The sequence below is a fragment of the Janthinobacterium sp. BHSEK genome (assembly GCF_056174685.1).
This window is the reverse complement of record NZ_JBWBYV010000012.1, coordinates 150,600-166,985: the sequence shown is the minus strand read 5'-3', so window position 1 is coordinate 166,985 and position 16,386 is coordinate 150,600. Positions and strand designations below refer to the sequence as shown.

Annotated in this window: 15 protein-coding genes; 14 read left to right on the top strand and 1 reads right to left on the bottom strand. The window is 62.4% G+C overall.

The window, feature by feature from the left end:
* Positions 1 to 11: 11 nt before the first annotated feature.
* The 4 genes from AC0V2Y_RS05465 to AC0V2Y_RS05450 all read left to right on the top strand — a co-directional run bounded on the left by AC0V2Y_RS05465 (position 12) and on the right by AC0V2Y_RS05450 (position 5,393).
* A complete protein-coding gene (locus AC0V2Y_RS05465) occupies positions 12 to 1,970 on the top strand; it encodes a glycosyl hydrolase family 18 protein (RefSeq protein WP_475415472.1) in 1,959 nt (652 codons plus the stop codon).
* An 80-nt stretch (positions 1,971 to 2,050) separates the two neighbouring features.
* The gene (locus AC0V2Y_RS05460; protein WP_475415471.1) at positions 2,051 to 3,091 is read left to right on the top strand and encodes a cupin-like domain-containing protein; all 1,041 of its coding nucleotides are present in this window, start codon (positions 2,051 to 2,053) and stop codon (positions 3,089 to 3,091) included.
* A 283-nt stretch (positions 3,092 to 3,374) separates the two neighbouring features.
* Complete coding sequence (gene cfa / locus AC0V2Y_RS05455; protein WP_475415632.1) at positions 3,375 to 4,535, top strand: cyclopropane fatty acyl phospholipid synthase; 1,161 nt, start codon at positions 3,375 to 3,377, stop codon at positions 4,533 to 4,535.
* Between the two features lie 12 nt (positions 4,536 to 4,547).
* Positions 4,548 to 5,393 (top strand): LysR family transcriptional regulator, encoded by an 846-nt coding sequence (locus tag AC0V2Y_RS05450; RefSeq protein WP_475415470.1) that lies wholly within the window; start codon positions 4,548 to 4,550, stop codon positions 5,391 to 5,393.
* 61 nt (positions 5,394 to 5,454) lie between these two features.
* Here AC0V2Y_RS05450 and AC0V2Y_RS05445 read toward each other — a convergent pair whose 3' ends face one another.
* The gene (locus tag AC0V2Y_RS05445) at positions 5,455 to 6,141 is read right to left on the bottom strand and encodes a Bax inhibitor-1/YccA family protein (RefSeq protein ID WP_034752039.1); all 687 of its coding nucleotides are present in this window, start codon (positions 6,139 to 6,141) and stop codon (positions 5,455 to 5,457) included.
* 221 nt (positions 6,142 to 6,362) lie between these two features.
* Between AC0V2Y_RS05445 and ndk the strand changes: the two genes are divergently transcribed.
* The 10 genes from ndk (at position 6,363) to hfq (ending at position 16,355) form a co-directional block, all read left to right on the top strand.
* A complete protein-coding gene (gene ndk, locus AC0V2Y_RS05440) occupies positions 6,363 to 6,779 on the top strand; it encodes a nucleoside-diphosphate kinase (protein ID WP_070223377.1) in 417 nt (138 codons plus the stop codon).
* A gap of 125 nt (positions 6,780 to 6,904) precedes the next feature.
* A complete protein-coding gene (rlmN, locus tag AC0V2Y_RS05435; protein WP_034752035.1) occupies positions 6,905 to 8,080 on the top strand; it encodes a dual-specificity RNA methyltransferase RlmN in 1,176 nt (391 codons plus the stop codon).
* A gap of 11 nt (positions 8,081 to 8,091) precedes the next feature.
* On the top strand, positions 8,092 to 8,880 hold the full coding sequence (pilW, locus tag AC0V2Y_RS05430) for a type IV pilus biogenesis/stability protein PilW (protein ID WP_475415469.1): 789 nt from the start codon (positions 8,092 to 8,094) through the stop codon (positions 8,878 to 8,880).
* A gap of 67 nt (positions 8,881 to 8,947) precedes the next feature.
* Positions 8,948 to 9,865: a helix-turn-helix domain-containing protein gene (locus AC0V2Y_RS05425; protein WP_475415468.1), complete on the top strand. Its 918-nt coding sequence runs from the start codon at positions 8,948 to 8,950 to the stop codon at positions 9,863 to 9,865.
* 39 nt (positions 9,866 to 9,904) lie between these two features.
* Positions 9,905 to 11,167, top strand: a complete 1,263-nt coding sequence (ispG, locus tag AC0V2Y_RS05420) for a flavodoxin-dependent (E)-4-hydroxy-3-methylbut-2-enyl-diphosphate synthase (protein ID WP_070221911.1) — start codon at positions 9,905 to 9,907, stop codon at positions 11,165 to 11,167.
* Between the two features lie 57 nt (positions 11,168 to 11,224).
* Positions 11,225 to 12,586, top strand: coding sequence for a histidine--tRNA ligase (gene hisS / locus AC0V2Y_RS05415; protein ID WP_475415467.1), 1,362 nt, complete (start codon positions 11,225 to 11,227; stop codon positions 12,584 to 12,586).
* Positions 12,587 to 12,640: 54 nt separating this feature from the next.
* The gene (locus tag AC0V2Y_RS05410; protein WP_475415466.1) at positions 12,641 to 13,309 is read left to right on the top strand and encodes a YfgM family protein; all 669 of its coding nucleotides are present in this window, start codon (positions 12,641 to 12,643) and stop codon (positions 13,307 to 13,309) included.
* Positions 13,310 to 13,394: 85 nt separating this feature from the next.
* Positions 13,395 to 14,540 (top strand): outer membrane protein assembly factor BamB, encoded by a 1,146-nt coding sequence (gene bamB / locus AC0V2Y_RS05405; RefSeq protein WP_475415465.1) that lies wholly within the window; start codon positions 13,395 to 13,397, stop codon positions 14,538 to 14,540.
* Between the two features lie 4 nt (positions 14,541 to 14,544).
* The gene (gene der, locus AC0V2Y_RS05400) at positions 14,545 to 15,891 is read left to right on the top strand and encodes a ribosome biogenesis GTPase Der (protein WP_070221915.1); all 1,347 of its coding nucleotides are present in this window, start codon (positions 14,545 to 14,547) and stop codon (positions 15,889 to 15,891) included.
* A gap of 227 nt (positions 15,892 to 16,118) precedes the next feature.
* Positions 16,119 to 16,355: an RNA chaperone Hfq gene (hfq, locus tag AC0V2Y_RS05395; RefSeq protein ID WP_008450615.1), complete on the top strand. Its 237-nt coding sequence runs from the start codon at positions 16,119 to 16,121 to the stop codon at positions 16,353 to 16,355.
* Positions 16,356 to 16,386 lie beyond the last annotated feature (31 nt).

Sequence of the window (16,386 nt, the reverse complement as noted above, 5' to 3'; positions counted from 1 at the left end):
CAATCAGGAACATGATGGTATGTCTGGCCAGCGGCGGCGTGCTGGCGGCATGCGGCGGTGGCGGCGACGCCAGCGCACCCGGCGGCTCGCAATTGCTGGCGGCCAGCACGGTGGTCGCCTGCGTGCCATGGCAGGAGGGCGGCACGTACAACGCCGGCACGGTGGTCACCTACCTGGGCGCCAACTACACGGCCCTGGTGACGCAGACCGACCACGTGGGCTCGGGCTGGAACCCTGTTTCCACGCCTAGCCTGTGGAGCGCGGGCGGCACTTGCGACGGCGGCACCACGCCGACGCCGACTCCCACACCCACCCCGACGCCGACGCCGACGCCGAATCCAACCCCGACACCCACCCCGACGCCGACGCCGACGCCAACCGGCGGCACCTGCGCATTGGCATGGGTGGCCGGCACGGCTTACAGTGCGGGCGCCACCGTCAGCTACGCGGGCACGAATTACCGCGCCAACTACTGGACGCAAGGCGACAACCCGTCGACCAGCAGCGGCGCGGCCGGCACGGGCAAGCCATGGACCAGCCTGGAGATCTGCAGCACCACGCCGACGCCGACTCCAACCCCGACGCCGACGCCGACGCCAACGCCAACGCCAACGCCAACGCCAACGCCGACACCTACCCCGACGCCGACGCCGACGCCGACGCCGACACCTACCCCGACGCCAACGCCAACGCCAACGCCAACGGGCCGCGAAGTCGGTTCCTATTTCGCGCAGTGGGGCGTGTATGGCCGCGACTATGAAGTGGCGAACGTGCATACGAGCGGCGTGGCCGACAAGCTGACCTTCATCAACTACGCTTTCGGCAATATCTATCCGAAAAACGGCGGCTATGAATGCGCCATGATCACCAAGACGGAGCCGGGCGCGACGAATCCGAATTCGCCGGATGCGGGCACGGGCGGCGATGCCGAGGCCGACTACATCCGCACGCCGAAGCGCACCGTCGATGGTCAGGCCATTCCGTGGGACGCTCCCCTGTCGGGCAACTTCCTGCAGCTGAGAAAGCTGAAGGCGGCGCACCCGAACCTCAAGTTGTTCATCTCGCTGGGCGGCTGGAGCTGGTCGAAGAACTTCTCCGTCGGTTCGGCCACCGATGCGCTGCGCAAGCAGATGGTGCGCTCGTGTATCGACATCTACATCAAGGGCAACCTGCCGGTGCAGGGTGGGCGCGGCGGCGCGGGTGCGGCGGCCAACATCTTTGACGGCATCGATATCGACTGGGAATATCCGGTCGGCGGCGGCCAGCCGTACAACACGGTCAGTCCCAACGACAAGCGCAACTTCACCTTGCTGATGGCGGAATTCCGCAGCCAGCTCGATGCGCTCGGCGCCGCGAACGGCAAGCGCTACCTGCTGACGGCCGCCGTCGGAGCCGGCAAGGACAAGATCGACAACACGGAACCGGCCCTGTACTCGCAGTACATGGACTGGATCAACCTGATGACGTACGACTTCCACGGCGGCTGGGAAAACAGCACCAACTTCAATGCCCAGCTGTATGCCGACCCTGCCGATCCGTCGACAGGCATGGCGCGCGAATACGTGGGCGACAAGGCGGTGCAGTACATGATTGCCGCCGGCGTGCCGCGCGACAAGCTGCTGCTGGGCATACCGTTCTATGGCCGCGGCTGGACGGGCGTGGCGCCGGGGCCGAACGGCGATGGCCTGTACCAGGCTGCCACGGGCACGGCGCCGGGCACCTACGAGTCGGGCATCGAGGACTATAAAATCCTCGTCGCCAAGGCCGGCACGCGCTACTACCATCCCGTGACCAAGCAGTTGTACCTGTACACGGGCGCGGGCGGCCAGTGGTGGAGCTATGACGACCCGACCGTCATCGGCACCAAGGTGAAATACGTCAAGGACCAGGGCTTGCGCGGCGCGTTCTCGTGGGAACTCGATGGCGACGCGAATGGCGTGCTGGCGACCGAGGTGTGGAAGGTACGCTAACCGTGTGCTAGCGTAGGAGGATGCGGCCGGGCGGCATTGCTGCCCGGCCGCTTGTTCACATAAAAAAGAGGAGACGGGCGATGGCGGCGGTATCGGCATTCGGAGTCAAGCAGCAGGAGCAGGAACAGGAGCTGAGCCGCGAGTGGCGCAGCTGGATCGCGGAAAATCTCATGCTGGGCAGCCATCCGTCGGCGCTGATGCCGGTGCTGCAGCAGGCCGGCATCGCGGAGCCGCTGGCGCGCCGCGAAGTGGAGCTGGCGTTGCAGAGTCCCTACCTGGCCGGCGCCGTGCGCCTGTCGAACCGCCTGGCCAAGCGCGACTGGGTGATCGACATCCAGCGCAAGCTGAACCAACTGCGTCCCCCCGAGATTCCCCGCCGCGACAAGCTGTCCGCGCAGGAATTCCTCGACGAATTTTATTCCACCAACCAGCCCGTCATCATCACGGGCATGATGGACGGCTGGCCCGCCATGGCCAAGTGGAGCCCGGCCTATTTCCGCGAACATTTCGGCCAGCGCGAAGTGGAAGTGCAGTTCGGCCGCGAAGCGGATGCCCAGTACGAAATGAACAGCGTGGCGCACAAGCGCAAGATGGCCTTCGGCGAGTACGCGAGCCTGGTCGAGGGCAGCGGCGCGACCAACGATTTCTATATGACGGCGAATAACGATTCGCAGAACCGCCAAGCCTTGCGCGAGCTGTGGGACGATATCGGCCAGCTGCCCGAGTACCTGGAGCAGAGCGGCGGCCCCACGGGCTTCCTGTGGTTCGGCCCGGCCGGCACGGTGACGCCGTTCCACCACGACCTGACGAACAATTTCATGGCGCAAGTCAAAGGGCGCAAGCGCCTGCGCATCATGGCCGCCTGCGAAGTGGCGCGCGTGTACAACCAGCGCCACTGTTTTACGCCCGTCGACGGGCGCGACATCGACGTGCGGCGCTACCCGCTGATGGCCGACGTGCAGGTGCGCGAATGCGTGCTGGCGCCCGGCGAAATCCTGTTCCTGCCCGTCGGCTGCTGGCATTTCGTCGAAGCGCTCGACGTGTCGATGACGGTGGCCTTCACCAATTTCAAATGGGATAACGATTTTTACAGCAAGTATCCGCCGAATCACGACTTTTGATCGTGGCGTGCATGGCGCGAACTTACCTCGAACAGCCGCAGAACAGGCGGCTTTTTTCATGCTACGGTGCGCTTCTTGTATAAGATATTTCCATAAAATAATTTATTGAAATCATTTTGAAGCAATTATTTTGATATGAATAGCCATGATGTTTCATTATCCAGATGGTCATGGCGGGCGGATAATTTGATGGCTGGCGCGGCGCCGGGCCTCTGAGCGGGCTTGCCGGTGCGCGCCGGCACCGACAACCATCTGGAGGCGGCAGGGCATGAACACGCAGCAAATGACACAGTTACAGCAAGCACCGGCAGGTAGTAATGAACTTCAGCTCGACACGCGCCTCACCCGCGAAGCGGCCGAATTGCTGGCCAGGGCCGACATCCACCTGAATGGCCGCGCCGCCTGGGACATGCAGCTGCGCAAACCGGGCGTGCCCGAGCGGGCTTTCGCCAGCGGCAACCTGGGCCTAGGTGAAGCCTACATGGATGGCGACTGGGATGCGCAGCGGCTCGATGAATTCTTTTGCCATCTGCTGCGCGCCAGGGTGGCCGACGACGTGCGTCCCATGCGCCTGGCCTTCCACGCCCTGTACGCGCGCCTGTTCAACCTGCAGACGGAGCGCCGCGCGTGGATGGTGGGCAAGGAGCACTACGATTTGGGCAACGCCTTCTATGCGGCCATGCTCGACCCGCGCATGACCTATACGTGCGGTTACTGGAAGGACGCCGGCAACCTGGCCGAGGCGCAGGACGCCAAGCTCGATCTGATCTGCCGCAAGCTGCGCCTGGAGCCGGGCATGCGCGTGCTCGACATCGGCTGCGGCTGGGGCAGTTTCATGCGCTATGCGGCGGAAAAATACGGGGTGCAGTGCGTGGGCGTGACGATTTCGCAAGAGCAGGTCGCGTATGCGCGCGGCATGCCGGGCGGCGAAAGCCTGGACTTCCGCCTGCAGGATTACCGCGACACGGATGAAAAATTCGACCGCATCGTCAGCATCGGCATGTTCGAGCACGTGGGACACAAGAATCACCGCACCTTCATGCAAGTGGCGCACCGCTGCCTGGAAGACGACGGCCTGTTCCTGCTGCACACGATCGGCAAGAACAAGCGCGATTCCGCGTGCGATCCGTGGATCGACAAATACATCTTCCCGAATGGCGACTTGCCATCCATCGGCCAGATCGGCGACGCCATCGACGATCTGTTTGTCGCCGAGGACTTGCACAACTTCGGCGCCGACTACGACAAGACTCTGATGGCCTGGCATGAAAACTTTGAGCAGGCGTGGCCGCAGTTTTCGGCCCAGCTGGGCGAGCGCTTCCACCGCATGTGGTCGTATTACCTGCTGTCGTGCGCGGGCGCCTTTCGCGCGCGCGACTTGCAGCTGTGGCAATGGGTGTTGTCGAAGCAGGGCGTGCTCGGTGGCTATGATCGCGTCAGCTGATATCATGGCTTGATGGATATCAATCAAGCGCGTACCTTCCTCGAAGTGGCGTCCTGCGGCAGCTTCATCATGGCGGCCGAGCGCATGCACGTGACGCAGACGGCCGTCAGCGCCCGCATCCGCACCCTGGAGCAGCAGCTGGGGCGTCAGCTATTCGTGCGCAACAAGGCGGGCGCGCGCCTGACGCCGGCCGGCGAACGCTTCATGCGCCATGCGGCCACCATGGTGCAGGTGTGGGAGCGGGCGCGCCACCAGGTGGCCTTGCCGCCGGGGCGCGATGACGCCGTCAGCATCGGCTGCGAACTGAGTTTGTGGCAGCCGCTGCTCGGGGACTGGCTGATACGCATGAGCCGCGACTGCCCCGAGATCGCCTTGCGCGCGGAAGTCGACAGCCCCGCGCGCCTGCTCGACGCCGTGCACGACGGCTCGCTCGACCTGGCCGTGCTGTATAACCCGCCACAGCGACCGGGCCTCGTCAGCGAACTGCTGGCCGAGGAAAAGCTGGTGATGGTGACCACGCGCGCGGACGGGCAGATGCTCGCCGACGCGTATGTCTACGTGGACTGGGGTCCCAGCTTCGCGGCGAACCACCAGGCGGCGTATCCGGAGCTGAGCAGTCCGCCCGTGTCGATTTCGCTGGGCCCGCTGGCCCTCGTCTACCTGCTGGAAGTGGGCGGCGCCAGCTACTTTCGCATCGGCAGCGCGCAACCTTATCTGGACGGGGGCTTGCTGTACCGCGTGCGCGACGCGCCCGAATTCTCGCATTCCGCCTACGCCGTGTATGCGGCCCAGCGCGACAACCCGACCCTGGACCGCGCCCGCGCCTGCCTGCTCGAGGTGGCGGAGAAGATCACGTAATTTAAACAGACGTAAAAAAGCCGACCCGCGGGTCGGCTTTTTGCTGTTTCAATCGCAGCGCTTAGTCGCGGCTGCCGCCGGCGAAACCTAAAAGTGACAACAGGCTGGTGAAGATGTTGTACACGTCCAGGTAGATGCGCAGGGTGGCCGAGATGTAGTTGGTCTCGCCGCCGTTGATGATTTGCTGCACGTCATACAGGATGTAAGCCGAGAAGATGGCGATGGCGACCATGGAGATCACGATCGACAGTGCCGACAGGCCCAGGAAGATGTTCGCCACCGATGCCAGGATCAGCACGATCACGCCGGCGAACAGCCATTTGCCCATGGCCGAGAAGTCGCGCTTCGACACCGTGGCGATCGTTGCCATCACGGCCAGGATGGTGGCCGTGCCGCCGAATGCCGTCATGATCAGCATGCCGCCGTTCGAGTAGCCGAGCGTGCGCGTCAGGATAGGCGTGAGCATCAGGCCCATGAAGAAGGTAAAGCCCAGCAGGACGGCGACGCCCAGGCCCGAGTTCTTGGTTTTCTCGATCGCGTACATGAAGCCGAATGCGACGGCCATGAAGATGATGAAGCCCATGCCGCCGGTCAGCATCGGCAGGTGCATCTGCACGCCGATGAAGGCGCCCAGCACGGTCGGTATCATGGACAGTGCCAGCAGCCAGTAAGTGTTGCGCAAGACCTGGTGGCGGACTTGCTGCATGCCCCCCGACAGGTCAAAGGTGCGTTGCATGTTCTGATTCATAGTGCCTCCGTGTTGTCAATTCAAATTACTGCTTTACCCAAGGATAGCATGAGGGCCGGAATTTGCCAAAAAAGCAGCTTAAGATTTCATTAAACTCTAGCGGCAGGGAAGGATGCCCCCTGCCTGTCTGGGTGATATGGGGTGGAGTATGGTAAAATCAAAGGTTGATTGAGTTATCAATTTACCGTTTTAAACCTTTCTTTTTATTGGAGTTTTCACACATGGCAATCGAACGCACCCTGTCGATCATCAAACCAGACGCAGTTGCAAAAAACGTAATCGGTCAAATCTACACCCGTTTTGAAAACGCTGGCCTGAAAATCGTTGCAGCACGCATGACCCAACTGTCGCGCGAACAAGCTGAAGGTTTCTACGCAGCGCACAAAGAGCGCGGCTTCTTCAAGGATCTGGTCGACTTCATGGTTTCCGGTCCAGTCATGATCCAAGCCCTGGAAGGCGAAAACGCCGTTCTGGCCCATCGTGACCTGATGGGCGCGACCGATCCGAAGAAAGCAGAAAAAGGCACGATCCGCGCCGATTTCGCCGATTCGATCGATGCCAACGCCGTACACGGTTCCGACGCTGTCGAAGCTGCTAAAGTGGAAATCGCTTACTTCTTCCCAGAACTGAAGGCTTAATTGCCTTAGATAACGTTATTTCCTGGCGTTATCTGTGAAATAACTTATCACCCCCTGTTCCCGCTGCGCTGTGGAGTTTTCGCTCCGGATGCGCGCGGGGACGGATTTTTAGAATAGACATGATCATGAATACGACGACCCTCACCAACTTGCTGGACCTCGATCCCGCGCAACTCATCGCCTACTGCGCCGAGTTGGGAGAGAAACCGTTTCGTGCGAAACAATTGCAACGTTGGATACATCAGTTCGGCGCTTCCGATTTCGACGCCATGACGGACCTGGCCAAGTCGCTGCGCGACAAGCTGGCCACGCGCGCCGAGGTGCGCGCCCCGGCCATCATCAGCGACCATACGTCGACGGACGGCACGCGCAAATGGCTGGTTGACGTCGGCAATGGCAATGCCGTGGAAACCGTGTTCATCCCGGAAGAAAACCGCGGCACCCTGTGCATCTCGACCCAGGCCGGCTGCGCCGTGAACTGCCGTTTCTGCTCGACGGGCAAGCAAGGCTTCAATCGCAACCTGAGCGTGGGCGAAATCATCGGCCAGCTGTGGATGGCGGAATTCGAATTGCGCCGCACCAAGGGCATCGAACCGGGCCCGAAAGGCGAGCGCCAGATCACCAACGTGGTGATGATGGGCATGGGCGAGCCCCTGCTGAACTTTGAACCGACCGTCACGGCCCTGAAATTGATGCTTGACGACAACGCCTACGGCCTGTCGCGCCGTCGCGTGACCCTGTCGACCTCGGGCGTCGTGCCGATGATGGATAAGCTGTCGCAGGAAGTGCCGGTGGCCCTGGCCGTCTCGCTGCACGCCTCGAACGACGCCTTGCGCGACGGTTTGATTCCACTGAACAAGAAATACCCGCTGAAGGAATTGATGGCGGCCTGCAAGCGCTACCTGGAATTCGCCCCGCGCGATTTCATCACCTTCGAATACTGCATGCTCGACGGCGTCAACGACAGCGACGAGCACGCGCGCGAACTGCTGGCGCTGGTGCAAGACCGCGAGTTCGGCGTGAACTGCAAGTTCAACCTGATCCCGTTCAACCCGTTTCCCGAGTCGGGCCTGTTCCGCTCGAAAAACCCGCGCATCAAGGCCTTTGCCCAGGTGCTCATGGATGGCGGCATCATCACCACCGTGCGCAAGACGCGCGGCGACGATATCGATGCGGCCTGCGGTCAGCTGGCCGGCGAGGTCAAGGACCGCACGCGGGTGCAGGAACGCATGGAAAAGATGACTGAATATCAGCAGAAATTTGGCGCCAATTTCGGCAAGATCGTGGAGATCCGCTCCTGATGAGGGAAGGCATGGCTTACCAACGCTCGCTTGCTGTGGCCGCTGTTTGCCTGGCCGTGCTGCTGGTCGGCTGTGCCTCTTCCGTGCCGGACCCTGTCGCCAGGGACGTCCAGGCGGGTGTGCCGGAGCGTGCCGCGTTGCGCCTGCAGCTGGCCAGCGCGTACTATGCGCAAGGCCAGCTCGACGTGGCCCTGGCGGAAGCGCAGCAAGCCGTGCAGCTGGCGCCGGACGATGCGCAAGCCTATGGCGTGCGCGCCCTGATCCTGGCGGCCCAGCGGCAATCTGCGTCTGCCGAGAAAGATTTCCTTTACGCTTTGCGCCTTGCGCCCCACAATCCTGAGTTGAGCAATAATTACGGCCTGTTTTTGTGCCAGACGGGACGCGCCGCGCAATCGCTGGCGTATTTCGATGCGGCATTGGCAGACTCCGCGTATGTGTCGCCGGAAAAAGCGCTCAACAATGGGGGCGCTTGCAGCCTGGCCCTGAACGATTACCCGCGTGCGGGCGCGTATTTGCTGCGCGCCGCACGCATCGCACCGGACGTGGCAGCGACGAACGCCGGCCTGGTGCGCGTGTATTACCAACAGCAAGACTACCGGCAGGCGGCATATTATTTGCAGCGGCTCGGTAAGATAGCAACAATGGAGAGCCAGACGGCCGATGTGCTGTGGCTCGGGATCAAGGTGCAGCATAAGCTCGGGGATGCGGGTGCGGAAGCTGGCCTGGGGGCGCATTTGCGCAACCACCATTCCGGCTCCCCCGAATATGCTGCTTATCAAAATGGGGCGTTTGATGAGTGAGACAGGGATACCAATGAATTCAGAGTGGGCAGAAACGCCTCAGCAGCAGCCCCAGGGCAATCTTGCGTTGGCAGGCGCACAGTTGAAGGCGCAGCGCGAAGCGCTGGGCTGGCCCGTGGAACAGGTGGCCGACCAGCTCAAGCTGGCGCCGCGCCAGGTGATCGCGCTGGAAGAGGGCGACATGGCGGCCTTGCCGAACGTGGCCGTGGTGCGCGGTTTCGTGCGCGCCTACGCCAAGGTGGTGCGTCTCGACGCGGCGCCGCTGGTGGCCATGATCGAAGTCCACCCGGCGCCGGCGCAAGATCCGGCCGCGCCCGTGCGGCGCGAGATTTCCGCCACGTTCTCGGAATCGCGCTTCCCGTCGATGACGCAGCGTTCGTCGAACCAGACGCCAATCTGGATCGCCGGCGCCGTGGCCGTCGTCGTGGCGGCCGCCTTTGGCGCCTATAAACTCGGCTATGTGCCGGCCAGCCTGCTGTCCTCGCAGGCCGGGAAGGAAACCGCGCATGCGGAAGTGGGCCCTGTGGAAACGACCCTGATCAAGCCGGGCCAGGATTTGACGCCCGTGCAGTCGCCGTCCGTCCCCCTGATTTCCGTGCCGCCGCCGCCGGGCAACGATACGCAGACGGGCGCGCCTGCCTCCGCCGTCGCTTCGGCGCCGGCCGCCGCCGTGCCGCCAGCCGCCGTGCCTGCCCCGGCGACAGCAACGGCCGCCGTCGCGCCGCCCGCTGCCGCCCCTGCCGTGGGCGCGAACGCGCTGGTGCTGAAGGTGGAGCAGGATTCCTGGGTCGAGATCCGACGTCCCGGCGCTTCGCCGCTGATTTCGCGCATGGTCAAGGCGGGCAGCACGGAAACGTTCGATATCACGGGTCCGGCCACCCTGGTGGTGGGCAAGCCGGGTGTTGTGCAGGCAACCTTGCGCGGCGCCAAGCTGGAGCTGCCGACCGTTGCCGGTGGCACGATTTCCCGTGTCAGCATCAAATAATTGCAGTAATCGTTCAAGCAAACTCAGAAGATAATATTTATGGCTACCTCGAAAACAGCGATCGGCTCCGGCCCTTCCGGCCGCCGCGACAGCCGCAAGGTGCTGATCGCGCACGGCCAGCGCCAGATCTGGGTGGGCGGCGACGCCCCCGTGGTGGTGCAGTCGATGACGAACACGGACACGGCCGACGCCATCGGCACGGCGATCCAGATCAAGGAACTGGCGCGTGCCGGGTCGGAGCTGGTGCGCCTGACGGTGGACCGTCCGGAAGCGGCCGCGGCCGTGCCCTATATCCGCGAGCAGCTCGACAAGATGGACATCGACGTGCCGCTGGTGGGCGATTTTCACTATAACGGCCATACCTTGCTCAACGATTACCCCGATTGCGCGCGCGCGCTGTCGAAGTACCGCATCAATCCGGGCAACGTGGGCAAGGGCGCCAAGCGCGACACGCAATTCGCGCAGATGATCGAGGCGGCGTGCAAGTACGACAAGCCGGTGCGCATCGGCGTGAACTGGGGCAGCCTGGACCAGGCTTTGCTGGCGCGCATCATGGATGAAAACGCGGGCCGCGCCGAGCCATGGCCGGCGCAAGCCGTCATGTACGAGGCGCTGGTGACGTCGGCGATTGAAAACGCCGTGCGCGCCGAAGAGCTGGGCCTGGGCCGCGACAAGATCATCCTGTCCTGTAAAGTCTCTGGCGTGCAGGACCTGATCGCCGTGTACCGCGAGCTGGCGCAGCGCTGCGACTATCCGCTGCACCTGGGCCTGACGGAAGCGGGCATGGGCAGCAAGGGCATCGTCGCCTCGACGGCGGCGCTGGCCGTGCTGCTGCAGGAAGGCATCGGCGACACCATCCGCATCTCGCTCACGCCGGAACCGGGCGGCGACCGTACGCGCGAAGTCATCGTCGGCCAGGAAATCCTGCAAACCATGGGCTTGCGCAAGTTCGCGCCCATGGTGATCGCCTGTCCCGGCTGCGGCCGCACGACGTCGACCACCTTCCAGGAGCTGGCCGACAACATCCAGACGTATCTGCGCGAGCAGATGCCGGAGTGGAAGAAATCGTATCCGGGCGTGGAAGCGATGAACGTGGCCGTCATGGGCTGCATCGTCAACGGTCCCGGTGAATCGAAGCATGCGAACATCGGCATCAGCCTGCCCGGCACGGGCGAGTCGCCAGCCGCCCCCGTGTTTGTCGACGGCGAAAAAGTCGTCACCCTGCGCGGCGAACGCATCGTCGAGGAATTCCAGGACATCGTCCTCAATTATGTTAAAAGCCATTACGGCGCAGCAGCGTAGGTCGGATTAGCGCTACGCGCGTAATCCGACAATCAAGTTAAAGCAAAGAAGAACACTATGTCCGAAAATAAAAAACTCGATAAGATCACCGCCGTCAAAGGCATGAACGATATCCTGCCCACCGACGCCCCGTTGTGGGAATTGTTTGAAAATACGGCCCAATCCGTGCTGCAAAGCTACGGCTTCCAGCAGATCCGCACGCCGATCGTGGAAGAGACGAAACTGTTCGCGCGCGCCATCGGCGCCGTGACCGATATCGTGGAAAAGGAAATGTATTCGTTCACCGATTCGATGAACGGCGACAACCTGACCCTGCGCCCTGAAGGCACGGCCGGCGTGGTGCGCGCCGTCGTCGAGCACAACCTCGTCTACGAAGGCCCGAAACGCCTGTGGTACAAGGGCCAGATGTTCCGCCATGAGCGCCCGCAGAAGGGCCGCTACCGCCAGTTCCACCAGTTCGGCGTGGAAGCCATCGGTTTCACGGGCCCGGATATCGACGCCGAGATCATCATGCTGTCGCGCCGCCTGTGGGACGACCTGGGCCTGGAAGGCATCCGCCTGGAACTGAACTCGATCGGCGATGCGGCCGAGCGCCTGCGCCACCGCGCCGACCTGATCGCCTACCTGGAAAGCCACAGCGAGCTGCTCGACGAAGAAGCCAAGCGCCGCCTGCACAGCAATCCGCTGCGCATCCTCGATACCAAGAACCCTGCCATGCAGGACCTGGTCAATGGTGCGCCGAAGCTGCTGGACTACCTGGGCGAAGAATCGCTGGCCCACTTCCACGGCGTGCAGAAGATCTTGAATCACAACAATATTCCGTTCACCATCAACCCACGCCTGGTGCGCGGTCTCGATTACTACAACCGCACGGTGTTCGAGTGGGTCAGCGACAAGCTGGGCGCGCAAGGCACGGTCTGCGCCGGCGGCCGCTATGACGGCATGGTGGAAATGTTCGGCGGCAAATCGACGCCCGCCGTCGGTTTCGGCATGGGCGTCGAACGCCTGGTGCTGCTGATGAAGGATGCGGCTGAACCGGAAGCGCCGGCCCAGTGCGACGTCTACCTGGTGCACCAGGGCGAGCAGGCAGGCTTGCAAGCCTTCGTGCTGGCCGAGCGGATTCGCGATGCGGGCCTGGACGTTGTGCTACATTGCGCAGCGAGCAACGGCGGCGGCAGCTTCAAGACGCAGATGAAAAAGGCCGATGCCAGCGGCGCGGCGTTTGCCGTGATCCTGGGCGACGATGAAATCGCCAATAACGTTGCTACGGTGAAAGCCATGCGCGAAGCCGATGCGGGCGCGCAGCAGAGCACGGTGCCGTTCGACGATGTCGTCGATTACGTGGTGGACCAGATCATCTGCGACCACGATTGCGGCCACGACCACGGTCCTGGCGGCCACGTGCATCACCACCATTAATTTGCAGCAAGACCGTACTACCCTCGATCAACTACTCATTCAAACTGACGACCCATGGCATACGATCACGAAGAACAAGAACAACTGGCAACCCTCAAGGCCTGGTGGCAGCGCAATGGCAATCTGACCTCCTGGGTCCTGATCGTGGCGCTGGCCGGTTACAGCGGCTGGGCCGGCTGGCAGTACTATCAGCGCACGCAGGCCGCGCAAGCGGGCCAGCTGTACGACGAACTGCAGAACGCCATCGCCGCCAAGGACACGGCCAAGGTGATGCGCGCGGCCGGCGACATGCAGTCGCGTTTCAGCGGCACGGCATATGCACAGATGAGCGCCCTGGCCGCGGCCAAGGTGGCGTTCGACGCGAACGACCTGAAAACGGCGAAGACCCAGCTGCAATGGGTGGCCGAGCATGGCACGGAAGAGTACAAGGCCATCGCCAAGCTGCGCCTGGCCGGCGTCCTGCTGGACGAAAAAGCCTACGATGAAGCGTTGAAGGTGCTGGCGACGGCCACCGTGACGCAATTTGCCGGCGCCGTGGCCGACCGCAAGGGCGATATCCTGGTGGCGCAAAACAAGCTGGCCGATGCCCGCACGGCCTACCTGGCCGCGATAGCCGCGACGGACAAGAACAATCCAGGCCGTCAATTGATCCAGGTCAAGCTGGAAGCGATCGGCGGGACGGTGCCGGAAGACAAGGCCAAGGCCGACAAGGCCGCCGCCTGACAGGAACACTGATGGCGCGGCCGCGCGGCGTTGTGCGCCGCCTGCCTTGCCCTTACAAGTACAAGAAAAAGGTTGGATAACACTTATGCGTGTCACTGAAAAGCTGGTAGCTGCAAGTCTGTTGGCCCTGATGGCCGGTTGCTCGTCGTGGAACCCGTTCGCCTCGAAAGATCCGAAAGTCGAACCGGCCAAGCTGGTCGAGTTAAAATCGAGCATTGCCGTGCGCGACGCCTGGAAGTATTCGATCGGCAAGGCCGGCGTGTACGCGTTGACGCCTGCGCTGGCTGGCAGCAGCCTGTACGTGGTCAGCGCCGATGGCGCGCTGGCGCGCCTGGATGCGGCCAGCGGCCGTGAAACGTGGCGCGTCAAGGCCGGCAGCGACATCACCTCCGGCGCCGGCAGCGATGGCGCGGTCGTGGCCGTGGGCGCCGCCAAGGGCGCCGTGCTGGCGTTTGACGCCGATGGCAAGCAGCTGTGGAAGGCGCAGGCGTCCAGCGAAGTATTGACGGCGCCCGTCGTGGGGCAGGGCGTGGTCGTGGTGCGCAGCGTGGACAACCGCATCGTCGGCTTCGACGCCAGGACGGGCGAACGCAAGTGGACGGTGCAGCGCGCCACGCCGGCATTGACCTTGCGCAATGCGCCGGGCATGGTGCTGGGCGGCGCGAATATCTACGTGGCCCAGCCGGGCGGCAAGCTGCTGGCACTGACGGCGGCGACCGGTGTGGTACGCTGGGAGATCGTCGTCAGCGAACCGCGCGGCGCCACCGAACTGGAGCGCGTCTCCGACATCGCCGGCACGCCGGTGGTGTTCGAAGGCGAAGTGTGCGCCGTCACCTACCAGGGCAAGGCGGGCTGCTTCGATGCCGTCACGGGCGTGCCGCGCTGGACCAAGCCGATCTCGTCCGATGTGGGCGTGGCCGTCGACCAGCGTTTCGTGTTTGTTGCCGATGACCAGGGCGCCGTGGTGGCGTTCAGCCGCGAAGGCGGCCAGAGCGCCTGGAAGAATGAGGCGCTGGCGCGCCGCCGTCTGTCGACGCCGGCCTCCTACGGCCGCAGCGTCGCCGTCGGCGACTATCAAGGTTATATCCACTTCCTGTCACGGGAAGATGGCGCATTAATAGGTCGTGTCAGCACCGACGGTAGCCCGATTGTTTCGGCTCCCGTTGTTGCCGGTTCGAATTTGATTTTTCAAACCCAATCAGGGACAGTGACCGCTCTCGCGGTCGAGTAATACAATGAAGCCGGTAATTGCACTAGTAGGTCGACCCAATGTTGGGAAATCGACTTTATTCAATCGTCTGACCCGCTCGCGCGATGCGCTGGTGGCGGATTTGCCTGGGTTGACGCGCGATCGTCACTATGGCGAAGGCCGTGTCGGCGAACGTCCCTTCCTGGTCATCGATACGGGTGGTTTCGAACCCGTCGCCAAGGAAGGCATCATGCACCAGATGGCACTGCAGACCAAGCAGGCCGTGGCCGAGGCCGACGTGGTGGTGTTCATCGTGGACGGCCGTCAGGGCCTGACCCCGCATGACAAGACCATCGTCGACTTCCTGCGCAAGAGCGGCCGCCCGGTCTTGCTGGTGGTCAATAAAAGCGAAGGCATGCGCTACACGGCCGTCGTGTCCGAATTCTATGAATTGGGCATGGGCGATCCGTATGCGATTTCGTCGGCGCATGGCGACGGCGTCAACGACCTCGTCGAAGTGATGCTGGACCTGGCGTTCGCGCAGCGTCCGGATGAGCCTGAAGAGCTGGAAAAGACCGACCGCGGCATCAAGATCGCCCTCGTCGGCCGTCCGAACGTGGGCAAGTCGACCTTGATCAACACCCTGCTGGGCGAAGAGCGCGTGATCGCCTTCGACATGCCGGGCACGACGCGCGACTCGATCGAGATCCCGTTCGAGCGCGATGGCCAGCAATACACCCTGATCGACACGGCCGGTATCCGCCGCCGCGGCAAGGTGTTTGAGGCGATCGAGAAATTCTCGGTGGTAAAAACCCTGCAGTCGATTTCCGAAGCCAACGTGGTCGTGCTGATGCTCGACGCGCAGCAGGACATTTCCGAGCAGGACGCGCATATCGCCGGCTTTATCCTGGAATCGGGCCGCGCGCTGGTCGTGGCCGTGAATAAATGGGATGGCTTGCAATCGCACCAGCGTGACGAGATCAAGATCGATATCGACCGCAAGCTCGATTTCCTGTCGTTCGCGCAGATGCATTTCATTTCGGCGCTGAAGGGTACCAACATCGGTCCATTGATGAAGTCGCTCAACGCCGCGTATGCGGCCGCCATGTGCGACCTGTCGACGCCGAAGCTGACGCGCGCCCTGATCGAGGCCGTGGAGAAGCAGGAGCCGCGCCGCAAGGGCTCGATCCGTCCGAAGCTGCGCTATGCCCACCAGGGCGGCATGAACCCGCCTGTGATCGTTATTCACGGCAATGCGCTCGACGCCGTTGGCGATCCGTACAAGCGTTATCTGGAAAAACATTTCCGCGATACGTTTGCCCTGGTCGGCACGCCGCTGCGCATTGAATTGCGCACGGGTAAAAATCCGTTCGCACGTACGCCAAGCAAGTAAAATTAAGTGCATATTAAGGCGCCGCGGAGATAATGCGGCGCCGATAGCCAATTCAATGGCTTTTGCGCGGAAATAATAAAGTGTTAATGCGCCATGCGCGACAGCGATCGCGAAAACAGGTTACAGTAGCTATGACGCATCTTTCTTTCTTTGAAAGGTGTGAGAGCACTTGAAATCAAGCGAGTCGCCTCCAATTCTTACACAACAACATAAACAACGGAGCTGTTATGAGCAACAAAGGGCAACTGTTACAAGACCCATTCCTCAATGCATTACGCAAAGAGCATGTTCCTGTCTCGATCTACCTGGTCAATGGCATTAAATTGCAGGGCCATATCGAATCGTTCGATCAATATGTCGTATTGCTGCGCAATACGGTCACGCAGATGGTGTACAAGCATGCCATCTCGACAGTGGTGCCGGCCCGTGCCGTCAATCTCAATATTGAATCTGAAGCGGAGTAAAGCGTTGAGCTTGACGGCCCAGCGCCTTTCA